The following is a 12170-nucleotide window of genomic DNA, read 5'->3' on the forward strand; positions in this document are numbered from 1 at the left end:
TCCATGCTGACTTATACAGGCGCAATCTTATTCACGACGTGCAAACCTGATCATCCATCAGTATGCCGTCATTGATTACCCTAATATACTTTCATGACTAGAAGAAATTTTCTACAACGCTATCGCCAACTATTAAATAAACGACAAAAAAATCACCCCAACAACCCAATAAAATAAAAATCACTTTTTGGCGAAGAGTTGTATTTACATTTATTTTACTAAAGCCGTATTTATCGAGCACTGGATCATTATTTTTGACAGCGCCATTAGCATCATAAATGCGTCAAAATAATGAATACCGAAAAGCGCTGAATTCTGAGCGACAGCCTTACTAAGAGGCGCTATCAGATCACTCTTTTAACACCATATCGATACACATGACTGCCGCCAAAATCAGTTTTCTAACACTATCATCTTTAGGCACATGATCGGCTATTTGCAAAACATAGTTGTCAGCACTAGTGAGCATCTCTTTACCCAAGCCTGCCCACTTTTTTGAGACGTTGGCCACTTCTTCTCCGTTCCTGGTAAAACTAAAGTCCCACCCCGTCCACTTGCCCTGTAACTGACAAATCGGCTGCCCGTCTTCATTTAGTACGTCAAACGCCCCCCCTATCGAGAAAAACTTCTGTGCAAAACCCCCGATTGTCTTGTTGTTGTGATCACTCACGGTAATTTTAGAGAGTAGAATGGAAATGCCGCGCTGAATACGTACGACTCGTTGACCGTCAGGCGTTCGGATCTGAATATCGAAGGGGGTCATTCGCTTATAATCGGTAAAACGCAACATCTTGGTTAAAAAACCCAAGGAAGGCTCCCGGCACTCCATGATCACTTCCCCTGTTGAAGGGTCGTAAATATCGAAGTTATTAGCCGCTTTGAACATACCAACATGCTCTTTCACCAAAAACACATTGTGATTAATCACATCACTCATTTAACACCCTCTCTGTTAGGCAATAACCACTACAACACCTCAACCGCTTGTAGTCTCAACGTTAATGACAGCTTAACCAAATCGCTATCGAGCTACACCGTAACGCATCAACAGAAAAGAAAAAAGGCGCCGTTACCGAGACGCGCATGCAAGAGTACAAACAGACACGGTTATAGCTCTACAGTGGCCTAGGACGATATTGGGATTGGGATTGGGATTGGGATTGGGATTGGGATTGGGATTGGGATTGGGATTGGGATTGGGATTGGGATTGGGATTGGGATTGGGATTGGGATTGGGATTGGGATTGGGATTGGGATTGGGATTGGGATTGGGATTGGGATTGGGATTGGGATTGGGATTGGGATTGGGATTGGGATTGGGATTGGGATTGGGATTGAGTACAGCAGCTTGAGGATAAGCCTCAAATGGAAGCTATGAATGAATTCAAACGAAAGATTTTATTACGCAGAAATTGACTAAAGTATTGCCCCTCCATCAAAGAGGGGCAACAAGTACTGCTGAGAGGTTAATTACGCCGGTGGCGCAAAGTAACCGTTGAGCTTAGCGTGGCGGTTTACATCTTTGTACAGCAAGTAGCGGAAGCGCTTGGGACCACCGGCATAACACGCTTGTGGGCAGAATGCTCTCAACCACATGAAGTCACCTGCTTCGACCTCTACCCAGTCTTTGTTCAATAAGTAGACAGCCTTACCTTCTAACACATACAGGCCATGCTCCATGACGTGTGTTTCTTCAAAAGGTATTACTCCACCGGGCTCAAAGCTAACGATGTTCACGTGCATGTCATGACGCATATCGTCTTGACTCACAAAGCGTGTTGTTTTCCAGCCGCCATCCGTACCAGGCATTTCGATCGGCTCAACATCTTTCTCGTTAATGACGAACGCTTCTGGCTTATCGATACCCTTTACTGCCTGATAACGCTTTCTGATCCAATGGAAGTTAGCATTAACGGTGCCGTGATTGTGCAGCTGCCAGTTACAGCCTGCAGGTAGGTATGCATAGCCACCAGGCTCAAGATCGTGCTGCTCACCATCAATGGTCAATCTCACGCCGCCCTCAACCACAAACAATACAGACTCAGCGCCTTCGTCATCTTCAGGAGATTCGCTACCACCATTAGGCTGAACCTCTAAGATGTATTGAGAGAATGTCTCAGCGAAACCAGAGAGTGGTCTTGCGATTACCCAACCACGAGTGAGCTCCCAGTGCGGGAAGTAGCTAATGACGATGTCTCGCATTACGCCCTTGGGAATGACCGCGTAGGCTTCTGTAAAAACAGCCCTTCCCGTATGCAACACTTCTTGTCCAGGATGCCCGCCTTTGGGGGCATAATAGCTATTACTCATTTAATTATTCCTTCTATTTTAAATACTTAGCATAAAGACGCTGAACGTCGACAACTTGCAAAAACAAGAGCCCTCGCTAAGCAATAGCACTCTCTATTTACCTGTCAACTTTGCCCTTATAGCAACATAACTTAAGGTAATTCTCATTGACTTCGCTGCAAGTTGTGTAATAAATTGTATTACAAGTTATATAAAGCATAATGTAAGGCATCACAGTAGGTGGTGTCAAACGGTTTGAACTGCTTTATTATGGCTCTCTTTGGTTACTATGGGGCTTTCATGTCAGATTGGATTTCACAAATGGAAGGGCTAGCACTGGGCTCGCGCTTGCGACGATTCAGCGACCACCTGTCTTCGGAGATCAATGCCGTCTATAAAGCAAAGAAGGTAGATTTCAACCCGCGCCATTTTCCGGTGATTTCATTGATCTGCCTAAACCCAAACGACCAACTCTCCATTCGGGATATCGCTGAGGAGACCGCGCTCACTCACTCGTCGATCAGTCAGACAGTGACCAAACTTGAAGAAATAGGCCTGTGCAAGCGAGAGACCAGCACAACAGATGAAAGAAGAATTATCGTACGGCCAACTGACAAAGCGTTAGAGCTTGTCGAGGTGCAGCTGAAACCGATCTGGGAGGCGATTCAAACAGTGACCAATGAAAACCTACCCAGCGATGCCACCGGTTTTTGGCCAGCACTCAGCCAGGCAGAGGACATTATGTACGGCGAACCGCTGTCTAGAAAGATTCTCAAATTACTATAATAATGGCGCACAGCGCGTAACCAGGACAACCGCCAAAGGCCAAGCTTAATACCGCTCAGCAATGAGTCCATAGCCGATAGCGCTACTAGAGCAGCGAACCATTGACCGCAGACCAATGATAAGGCTGCAACTCCCGCAACGACTTAAAGATAAGTCTGTTGCCTTCATTAGTCACTGCAGCCATGACATCTCCGCCCCAATGCACTAGACGCTCTTGACAAACGCCACACGGAGTTAAGATTAATATTTCCGAGTCTTCATCCTCTCTTGTAAGACAGAGAGAGTGGGTCACCTTTTCATTGATCTTATGAGCTTCAAGGTAGGCGCCAACTTCCATACACAGGGATAGCGCATCGTTCAGAACATCGGGAGCCACACTGGTGATAATCCTACCACTCTCAGTTCTAATGGCTGCGGCACCGCCCCACCCCGTCGGATAGCGCTTCTCTATTAAGCCCTTAGCCGCCAAATATAATTGATCCTCAACCTTCATCACGTAATGCCCTTACACAAATACCCCGGACAGTCGTCACTCGACCGCGCTGAAACCAGCACTTTGATCTTTGCACACGCTACATTACCATGAACAACTCAAAGATAAACTTTATGATGGCTCTTCAATATTATCATCACCAAGAACACCTGTTAGGTTATAAATAGCGCTCTCAGTGAGATAATAAAGCCATCTAGAAAAAATTATTAACAGCACTTGCTACGCCAATTAGGTTTCATCCCCCAAATAAACTCTTATCGACAGAAAGTCTGTTGGGCAAGCCGTTTCACAGCGTTTGCAGCCTACACAATCTTCAGTGCGTGGAGAGGCAGCGATTTGCCCTGACTTACATCCATCCCATGGCACCATTTCTAACACATCCAATGGGCAGGCTCTAACACATTGAGTACAACCAATACAGGTATCGTAAATCTTAACAGCATGACTCATTATTATTTTACCTTATTAAATACTATCAACGTTCCATGTTACTGCACGGCTATCACCGCTTAAGTCTTGACTCATGCCACAAGCAACACCGTTATCACTGATTGAATAAACGCATTGCAGCCTTCCACCAAGCCCTTGCAGATCAACACTTCGGTTATCTTTCCAGGCAAACAGCTTAAACTCACGGTCTTTGCTCATGTAGCTACCAACAGCGACGCCCGCCTCACTCACCGACAGTACTTTTGATCGATTGTCACCGATGCCATTAATAAGATTAACTTCATCCCCCCTCCAACAGGCCGCCTTAAACACCCCACTCTTATCCTGAACAGAGCCAAAAATAGTCCCATCAGAGGCAATGCCTGTCGCAGATGCAGAGATAACGGAGGAAGGGGTTGCTAGCTTCTGCGGCAAGCTATCTTTATCAAACCAAACAACGGGGTGGGCTATAGCTGAGTTTATAGCTGTGATATAGCCTACGACAAAGCCCTCGTCATTCACCCCCGACGCCACTCCCCTAAAGCCCTCTGGAATAGGGAGTAATTGTGGGGACAAACTAATAGTCGAATCCCAATACACAGGGACATCAGCACGTCCTTTAACGGCATTACCGACAACAATCTTTTGCGCGTTTACGCCAGACGCTCTACACCTTGCATCTTGCCTTAAACCTTCGAGTTGGGTCCACACTTCATTTTCCCAAGTGAATGCTTGCAACACCCCATTATTATTTTGAAATAAACCACAAGAAACACCAGTGGAGCTAACAGACTGAATTTGCGACATCTGGCCATGTATTGGCGTACTGAGCCGCTTGTGGGAGCCATCGGGCAACCATATGACAGCTTCATCTTTACCGCCTAAGACCTCCCCCTCCCAGTCGGCTACACGAGCTTTTTCATTTCGCATTAAACCAATAATACTACCTTCCCTTGAGGTAGAGATAGCAGCACAATAGTGCCCCTGAAAACCAGGCAACTCTGATGCTTCAATAGCGCCAAAACTCGCCTTAGCACGGCTACTGTAGGTCAGTGAAAGCGGAACAGATGACATACAAACAAAGGCTGAAACACCTTTTACAAAATCCCTTCTTTTCAAGCTACTCATAAACTACGCCTTAAAATCCATCCTAGAATCAAGAAAATAATAGTAGCAGACAAACACTATTTTAAAAAAGAATAATAGCGTCAAAAAAACCAACAAGGTCGACCAGCTAACATTAATATCCAGCCAAACTCTCCAGGAAAACAACTGTTAAAGGGAGCTTAATAAAGAACAACACAGACAACTAAGAATTTCATCGAAAAAAATATTTCTTCAGATTTCCCACACCAATTAATCCCCAACCAAAAACATTGGATTAAAAGGACACAAAACACGAGACAGAGATCAATTTTTTAAATCAGCAACCTTCAAATTATCTGCCGACGCAACTCATCAGTAATAAAATTCACAAAGGCTTTCACTTTATCAACATGACGAAGATCTCTATGCACCAAAACCCAGATACCTAATTCAAGGCACGCAGGCTTAATAGGCAGTACGCACAGCTCTTCTACCTCACCTACCATGGCTACCGGCAAATAAGCAGCACCGATACCTGCTTTAACGAGCGCCAGCGCTGCTGGCTCAGAGTTTGTTGTAGCCGCGACACGAAGCTGCGTTGACTGCGCCCTCAGCCAGCGATCAAACTCAGCACTGCCATCGGTACCAGACCAGCTAACCCAGGGGTATCGCTCCATCGCCCCCGCTCCCAGTTTCGCCAGTAAATCACGGTGAACATAGGGGCGGTATTTCACTTTGCCTAATTCTCGACCGACTAGCAACTCGTCTGGCGTATTGGTCAGGCGAATGGCAACATCAGACTGCAGCTGAGTTAAATTCACAGAATCACTACCAAACTGTATATCCAACTGCAACGTTGGGTAACGACTAGAGAATGTCGCACAGCTTGCGGCAAGATCAAATAAATCATTATCTGGGGCCGCGATACGCAATAAACCGCTAAAGGGCCTTTCTTCACACAGCGCTATTTTTTGTAACTCGACGATTTCAGCCTCGAGCCCCCTTGCCCGCTCCGCAATAAGCTGACCATCTGCGGTAAGTTGATAGCCGCTGGCCAAGCGATTAAACAGCTTCATCGACAACTCCTCTTCAAACTGAGTTATGCGTCGTATAACGGTACTGTGGTTCACCCCCAGTGCCGCTGCAGCAGCCGATATAGACTCTCGCTCAATCACTGCGAGAAAAAAACGTATGTTATCCCAGTTCATAATGCATCATTTATCGTTATTCATTATTGCAAATGCCTTTTGCAGAAATTGACAATCGACCCACTTACAGGCTGACGTAGAATAACGTTTTTAACATGCACTGACGATATTTAAGGATAAATTATGCCGTTTAGCATTCATTACGTAGCAATCTTCGCCTGTTATTTTTGTCTTTTTGCTGGGCTAGCAGGCTTAATCAAACCCAACCTCGTCGCCAAGCGGGTTGGTCTAAAGGCAATAAACAGCATGGGCATCATGGAGATTCGCTGTATGTTCGGCGGCCTCTTTATAGGCCTGTCTATCACCTGCTTAATCAGTGGCGCTACCTTTGCCTACCTCGCCTTCTCCTCCGTTTGGCTGGGCGGCGCAGCGGCCAAATACATCGCACTCTATATCGATAAGCCGCCGTTTAAGGCTGCATTCACTAGCGCCAGTTTTGACGCTTTCATAGGGCTAGCATTATTAAGCGGCTACTACATACAATAATCAGCGAGAAAGTAAAAATGCCATCAACGACAAAAATTAACAGTGTTTGGTCAGAGATTGAGCGACAAATCTTTTCTACCGTAGGCTTTGTCACACCAGATCAACACGCCAGGACATCGGGTGTCGTTCACACGCTTGATGATAACAAAGTTTACTTTAGCGTAGAAAATCAATCATGGAAGGCACGGCACATTGCAAAAAACCCTTACGTTTCACTCACCGTCATTGCTCCGAGGCGGATCCCCCTGTTGCCCTGGGTAAAGCTGCCACCCGCCACCATCAGCTTCTCTGGCAAAGCTGTGATAACCAATTTTTCCGAACGCTCCCCGGCAATCAAGCAGGCACTCTTTCGCGGCACCGCTAACAAAAAGGCCGTGGCGAAGGCTTTGTTGGTCGAGGTGGTGCCTCAAGGGTATTTTTTGACCTACGGTATTGGCATGCCATTCTGGAAGATGGTCAACCCAAGCAAGGCCCAACAGCGGGTAAAGATAGCGCCGCGCACAACATGCTAGGCAAAAACGAAAAAGCCCCGCAAAACTGATGCTTTGCGAGGCTTTAAATTGGTACGACCGAGTGGATTCGAACCACCGACCCCCACCATGTCAAGGTGGTGCTCTAACCAACTGAGCTACGGTCGTAAAACTTGTTAGCGTTTCCGCTTAAGTTGGCGTGCATTATATAGAGCGAGCTTCGGGTGTCAACAACCAAATCCAGCTATTTTGACAAATATTGCTATCTCGGTCGCCAACACAGTGATTCAACAACTTAGCCGTGTTTAAACACCTGGTCACGCAATACTTTCAGCTCATCACGTACCGATGCAGCCTCCTCAAACTCTAAGTCACGCGCGTGCTGCAGCATGGCATCTTCCAACTTCTTTATCGCCTTCTCCAGCTGTAACGGTGTCATGGCCGCGGGATCCAGGCTCTGCTGACTGCCGCCACGCTTTGTCTCTTTGGCCCTTCTCCCCTTACCCTTGGCGCCCGGTGCCCGCCCCGCCTCGAGAATATCAGTCACCGACTTCTGCAGCCCCTTGGGGGTAATACCATTAGCCTCGTTGAACGCCTGCTGCGTCTTCCGGCGTCGCTCGGTCTCCTTGATCGCCCGCTCCATCGAGCCAGTAATACGATCCCCATAGAGGATCGCACGACCGTTAAGGTTACGCGCAGCACGACCGATCGTCTGGATCAACGCCCGTTCGGAACGCAAGAAGCCCTCTTTATCGGCGTCGAGAATTGCCACCAACGAAACCTCGGGCATATCCAAACCTTCACGCAACAGATTGATGCCGACCAGTACATCGAACTCACCCAGGCGTAGGTCACGAATAATTTCGACGCGCTCTACAGTGTCGATGCCGGAGTGCATATAGCGCACCCTCACCCCGAGGTCATCATAGTAGTCGGTCAGGTCTTCCGACATGCGCTTGGTCAACGTCGTCACCAACACTCGCTCACCGACAGCAACACGCTTCTTAATTTCGGATAGCAAGTCATCTACCTGGGTCGTCGCCGGTCGCACCTCGATTGTCGGGTCGAGCAAACCGGTGGGACGCACCACTTGCTCAACCACGGCGTCGGCATGCTCTTCCTCGTAAACTGCCGGTGTTGCCGAGACGTAGATCGCCTGCGGCACCTTGCTCTCCCATTCGTCGAACTTCATCGGTCGATTATCGAGCGCCGACGGCAGGCGGAAGCCGTACTCTACTAATGTCTCTTTGCGCGAACGGTCACCGCGGTACATGGCGCCAATCTGAGGAATCGAAACATGCGACTCATCAATCACCACTAACGCCTTTTCTGGCAGATAGTCGTATAGGGTCGGAGGAGCATCACCGCCCTCACGCCCAGATAGGTAGCGCGAGTAGTTCTCGATGCCGTTGCAGTAACCCAGCTCACGAATCATTTCTAAATCGTATTTAGTCCGCTGTTCAAGACGTTGCGCCTCAACCAACTTGTTGTTTTCGCGCAGCTGCTGTAAACGCTCGCGCAGCTCATCCTCAATGCGGTCACTCGCCTTCAGCAGCGTATCTCTGGGGGTCACGTAGTGGCTTTTCGGGAAAATGGTCACTCGAGGCAGGCGCTGCAGTATCTCGCCGGTCAACGGGTCAAATAACGATAGGTTGTCGATCTCCTCATCAAACAGCTCAATGCGCACCGCCTCCAGCTCCGAATCCGCGGGATAGACATCAATTACATCACCGCGTACCCGGTAGGTCGCACGGCGAAAATCGAGGTCGTTACGGGTGTATTGCAACTCAGCCAGACGACGAAGGATCTCACGCTGATCGACGATATCACCGCGATCGAGGTGCATCACCATGCCGAGGAAAGACTTCGGGTCGCCGAGACCGTAGATCGCCGAAACCGTCGCCACCACGATAACATCACTGCGCTCTAACAGCGCCTTTGTGGCCGACAGACGCATCTGCTCGATGTGCTCGTTAACCGCTGCATCCTTCTCAATAAAGGTGTCGGACGAGGGCACATACGCTTCTGGCTGATAATAATCGTAGTAGGAGACAAAGTACTCGACGGCGTTGTTAGGGAAAAACTCTTTAAACTCACCATACAGCTGTGCCGCCAGCGTCTTGTTATGTGCCATCACGATAGTTGGCCGCTGCACTTGCTCGATGACGTTGGCGACAGTAAAAGTCTTGCCCGAGCCCGTCACTCCCAACAAGGTCTGCCCCAACAAGCCGCTTTGCAAGCCATCGACCAATTCCGCGATAGCCTTGGGCTGATCACCCGCCGGCTGATACTTGGACTGTAATTGGAAGGGACGCCCCTTGACCTTATGCTCTACCGCAGATTTAGACACCCCACCCCCTTAAACACCCAAGATATATCTCGCCGACAAACGCAACGCGCACGCTGATCCAACGCCTCCCCTATGATAAGCCAGCACCGACATCGACTCCAGCGCTACCCTGTTACAACAGCAAGATTGCGACAGCACAAACTATTTGTCAGAAAGGGGTTGACCGCTATCAGCGTAGTGCATAATATACGCCCCGCAGACCGCAACGCGGTACGCCGTTCCGACTTAGCTCAGCGGTAGAGCAGTAGACTGTTAATCTATTGGTCGCTGGTTCGATCCCAGCAGTCGGAGCCATATCTTAAAGGGGCTAATCGCAAGATTAGCCCCTTTTTCGTTCTAGCCTGGCTAAAAACGGCGGCAATCACGCCTCATCAGTAATATCCTCACTCAGCAGATAATCACGATAACGCGTGCGTAAATCCCGCTTCAACAGCTTTCCCGTCGCCGTATGAGGCAGCGATTCCACGGCAACAATATCGTCGGGCAACCACCACTTCGCCAGCTTATCTGCCATCAAGGCCGTTATCGCCGCCTTATCCAGCTTGCCACCCTCCTTTAAGACCACCAATAATAATGGCCGCTCATCCCACTTCAAGTGGCGAGCCCCAATGACACAAGCCTCTAGTACTTGCGGATGATCCAGCGCCGCATTCTCTAAGTCGATGGAAGAGATCCATTCACCACCCGACTTGATCACATCTTTCTTGCGATCGACGATGCGCAAATACCCCGCCGCATCCAGCGTCGCAACGTCGCCCGTATCAAACCAACCATCAATCAGCGCCGAACCCGGCTGACGAAAGTAGTTCGACAACACCCAGTGCCCCTTGACGCGAAGATTGCCCCGCGTCTTACCGTCCCGGGGTAGCGGCCGGTCATCATCGCCAAACAGACCAAGACGCACACCAAATCCCCCTCGCCCCGCTGTCGCTTGCAGCGTCTGACGCTCTTCAGCTGGCATCGCCTGCAGCACCTTTGTGGATGAACCATAACTGACCAGCGGACTGGTCTCAGTCATTCCCCAGATCGGCATCAAATAGATACCATGACGCTCCAACGCCTTAATTAGCATCGGCGGTGCCGCTGCGCCACCCACACCGATAGTCTCGACACTGTCAATGGTCGCACCACTGCCCTCCAGGTATTGTAATAGCCCCAACCATACCGTCGGCACCCCCAGCAGGAGCGTCGCCTGTGTATGCTCGATCAGCTCGTAAAGTGCCTCCCCCGCCATACCGCTGCCAGGCAATGCCAGAGTCGCTCCCGCCAATAACGCTGAGTAGGGTACCCCCCAGGCACAGACGTGATACATCGGCACGACCGGCATCACGACGCTGTCCGCAGAAATATTGAGGGCATTTGGCGCTACGCTGGCCATGGCATGGAGCACTGTCGAACGATGACTATAAAGCACCCCCTTTGGGTCGCCGGTGGTACCGGAGGTGTAGCACAGACAGGCGGCACTGTTCTCGTCGAAGGAAGGCCAGGGAATCAACGGCTCACTCGATGCCAACAGCTGTTCATAGGCCACGTAACGTGAGTCAGCAGCTTGCTCCGCCGCCAAATTCGGCGCCAATACCACAATATGACGCAACCAAGGCAACTCCGCCTCAATTTCCTGCAGCAACGGCAAGAAGTCCGGCTCGATGAACAGCCATTCCGCCTCACCATGGTTGAAGATATAACGTACCTGGTCCCGATACAGCCGAGGGTTTATCGTATGCATCACCGCACCCACCCCTGAAACGGCATAATAGAGCTCAAGGTGACGATGATTATTCCACGCCAGGCTCGCAACACGCTCGCCCGCTACCACACCAGAGCTCTGCAGATAAGCTGCCAAACAACGGCTGCGCTGATCTAGCTGCTCATAGCTATGCTCGACGATGCCGCCATCAACACGGCTATATACTTTCGCTTGCGGATAGTTCTCCTGCGCCTGCTCGAGGATCGCCGAGATCAACAGCGGTTCCTCCATCATATTACCCAACATTTCCCTTCCCTCGGTTGTGTATTTTTCAATGCTATTATTTTCGCGGCGACATTATTCAGCAATATGCCATCACTGCGTCGGCCAGCTCTGCCGCAGCTATCGAGACTACCACAAAGCCACAGCGGTCACTGCCCGCCAATCTACCCCGACATCATTCCCCTTTAAAATTGATAAAAAAACGGTTGACCAAGACTGCACTTCCCCCTAATATGCGCCCCGCAGACCGCAACGCGGTTCGCCGTTCCGACTTAGCTCAGCGGTAGAGCAGTAGACTGTTAATCTATTGGTCGCTGGTTCGATCCCAGCAGTCGGAGCCACATACTAAAAGACCAGCCTCGTGCTGGTCTTTTTTTTGCCTAAAATCCGCTTTTTCCAGGGTTTTATACTTTTATAAGATAAAGGCTTGACGACTTATAGCCTTGAAAGTAATATCCACCCCGCAAACCGCAACGTGGTTCGCCGTTCCGACTTAGCTCAGCGGTAGAGCAGTAGACTGTTAATCTATTGGTCGCTGGTTCGATCCCAGCAGTCGGAGCCATATACTAAAAGACCAGCCTCGCGCTGGTCTTTTTTTGCCTGG

At 49.5% G+C, this 12170-nt stretch carries 11 protein-coding genes and 4 tRNA genes; 6 read left to right on the forward strand and 9 right to left on the reverse strand.

The features are described from left to right. Positions 1 to 349: 349 nt before the first annotated feature. Complete coding sequence (locus EDC56_RS03140) at positions 350 to 937, reverse strand: LURP-one-related/scramblase family protein (protein ID WP_123711055.1); 588 nt, start codon at positions 935 to 937, stop codon at positions 350 to 352. A 533-nt stretch (positions 938 to 1470) separates the two neighbouring features. Further along, positions 1471 to 2310, reverse strand: coding sequence for a bifunctional allantoicase/(S)-ureidoglycine aminohydrolase (locus tag EDC56_RS03150; RefSeq protein WP_123711056.1), 840 nt, complete (start codon positions 2308 to 2310; stop codon positions 1471 to 1473). A gap of 279 nt (positions 2311 to 2589) precedes the next feature. Here EDC56_RS03150 and EDC56_RS03155 point away from each other — a divergent pair, with 279 nt between their 5' ends. Then, positions 2590 to 3075, forward strand: coding sequence for a MarR family winged helix-turn-helix transcriptional regulator (locus EDC56_RS03155; RefSeq protein WP_162844064.1), 486 nt, complete (start codon positions 2590 to 2592; stop codon positions 3073 to 3075). A gap of 85 nt (positions 3076 to 3160) precedes the next feature. On the opposite strand, the gene EDC56_RS03160 is transcribed toward EDC56_RS03155, so the two are convergent. From EDC56_RS03160 to EDC56_RS03175, 4 genes are all read right to left on the reverse strand, one after another. Then, the gene (locus EDC56_RS03160; protein ID WP_123711058.1) at positions 3161 to 3568 is read right to left on the reverse strand and encodes a cytidine deaminase; all 408 of its coding nucleotides are present in this window, start codon (positions 3566 to 3568) and stop codon (positions 3161 to 3163) included. A gap of 228 nt (positions 3569 to 3796) precedes the next feature. Then, positions 3797 to 4018 carry a photosystem I iron-sulfur center protein PsaC gene (gene psaC, locus EDC56_RS20030; protein WP_123711059.1) on the reverse strand — a complete coding sequence of 74 codons (222 nt, stop codon included), beginning with the start codon at positions 4016 to 4018 and terminating at the stop codon, positions 3797 to 3799. A gap of 15 nt (positions 4019 to 4033) precedes the next feature. Further along, positions 4034 to 5125: a hypothetical protein gene (locus tag EDC56_RS03170; RefSeq protein WP_148059295.1), complete on the reverse strand. Its 1092-nt coding sequence runs from the start codon at positions 5123 to 5125 to the stop codon at positions 4034 to 4036. Between the two features lie 305 nt (positions 5126 to 5430). Beyond that, positions 5431 to 6291 (reverse strand): LysR family transcriptional regulator, encoded by an 861-nt coding sequence (locus tag EDC56_RS03175; protein WP_123711061.1) that lies wholly within the window; start codon positions 6289 to 6291, stop codon positions 5431 to 5433. 123 nt (positions 6292 to 6414) lie between these two features. On the opposite strand from EDC56_RS03175, the gene EDC56_RS03180 reads away from it, so the two are divergent. Together EDC56_RS03180 and EDC56_RS03185 are read left to right on the forward strand one after the other, a co-directional pair. Next, a complete protein-coding gene (locus EDC56_RS03180) occupies positions 6415 to 6777 on the forward strand; it encodes a hypothetical protein (RefSeq protein ID WP_123711062.1) in 363 nt (120 codons plus the stop codon). A gap of 17 nt (positions 6778 to 6794) precedes the next feature. Next, positions 6795 to 7289, forward strand: coding sequence for a pyridoxamine 5'-phosphate oxidase family protein (locus tag EDC56_RS03185; protein ID WP_123711063.1), 495 nt, complete (start codon positions 6795 to 6797; stop codon positions 7287 to 7289). A 49-nt stretch (positions 7290 to 7338) separates the two neighbouring features. On the opposite strand, the gene EDC56_RS03190 is transcribed toward EDC56_RS03185, so the two are convergent. Together EDC56_RS03190 and uvrB are read right to left on the reverse strand one after the other, a co-directional pair. Continuing rightward, a tRNA-Val gene (locus tag EDC56_RS03190) sits at positions 7339 to 7415 on the reverse strand. A gap of 127 nt (positions 7416 to 7542) precedes the next feature. Further along, entirely contained in the window at positions 7543 to 9597 is a 2055-nt protein-coding gene (gene uvrB, locus EDC56_RS03195) for an excinuclease ABC subunit UvrB (protein ID WP_123711064.1), read from the reverse strand. Positions 9598 to 9816: 219 nt separating this feature from the next. On the opposite strand from uvrB, the gene EDC56_RS03200 reads away from it, so the two are divergent. Beyond that, positions 9817 to 9891: transfer RNA gene (locus EDC56_RS03200), tRNA-Asn, on the forward strand. A 67-nt stretch (positions 9892 to 9958) separates the two neighbouring features. Here EDC56_RS03200 and EDC56_RS03205 read toward each other — a convergent pair. Next, a complete protein-coding gene (locus tag EDC56_RS03205) occupies positions 9959 to 11590 on the reverse strand; it encodes a long-chain fatty acid--CoA ligase (RefSeq protein ID WP_123711065.1) in 1632 nt (543 codons plus the stop codon). A 242-nt stretch (positions 11591 to 11832) separates the two neighbouring features. Between EDC56_RS03205 and EDC56_RS03210 the strand changes: the two genes are divergently transcribed. After that, positions 11833 to 11907: transfer RNA gene (locus tag EDC56_RS03210), tRNA-Asn, on the forward strand. 146 nt (positions 11908 to 12053) lie between these two features. Beyond that, positions 12054 to 12128 (forward strand) — tRNA-Asn (locus EDC56_RS03215). Positions 12129 to 12170 lie beyond the last annotated feature (42 nt).

This window comes from Sinobacterium caligoides (genome assembly GCF_003752585.1).
Classification (GTDB): Bacteria; Pseudomonadota; Gammaproteobacteria; order Pseudomonadales; family Sinobacteriaceae; genus Sinobacterium; species Sinobacterium caligoides.

Bases quoted from the DNA above. Each gene is read 5' to 3' on its own strand.
- EDC56_RS03140 (WP_123711055.1), bottom strand. From the start codon at position 937: ATGAGTGATGTGATTAATCACAATGTGTTTTTGGTGAAAGAGCATGTT.
- EDC56_RS03150 (WP_123711056.1), bottom strand. From the start codon at position 2,310: ATGAGTAATAGCTATTATGCCCCCAAAGGCGGGCATCCTGGACAAGAA.
- EDC56_RS03155 (WP_162844064.1), top strand. From the start codon at position 2,590: ATGTCAGATTGGATTTCACAAATGGAAGGGCTAGCACTGGGCTCGCGC.
- EDC56_RS03160 (WP_123711058.1), bottom strand. From the start codon at position 3,568: ATGAAGGTTGAGGATCAATTATATTTGGCGGCTAAGGGCTTAATAGAG.
- psaC (WP_123711059.1), bottom strand. From the start codon at position 4,018: ATGAGTCATGCTGTTAAGATTTACGATACCTGTATTGGTTGTACTCAA.
- EDC56_RS03170 (WP_148059295.1), bottom strand. From the start codon at position 5,125: ATGAGTAGCTTGAAAAGAAGGGATTTTGTAAAAGGTGTTTCAGCCTTT.
- EDC56_RS03175 (WP_123711061.1), bottom strand. From the start codon at position 6,291: ATGAACTGGGATAACATACGTTTTTTTCTCGCAGTGATTGAGCGAGAG.
- EDC56_RS03180 (WP_123711062.1), top strand. From the start codon at position 6,415: ATGCCGTTTAGCATTCATTACGTAGCAATCTTCGCCTGTTATTTTTGT.
- EDC56_RS03185 (WP_123711063.1), top strand. From the start codon at position 6,795: ATGCCATCAACGACAAAAATTAACAGTGTTTGGTCAGAGATTGAGCGA.
- EDC56_RS03205 (WP_123711065.1), bottom strand. From the start codon at position 11,590: ATGTTGGGTAATATGATGGAGGAACCGCTGTTGATCTCGGCGATCCTC.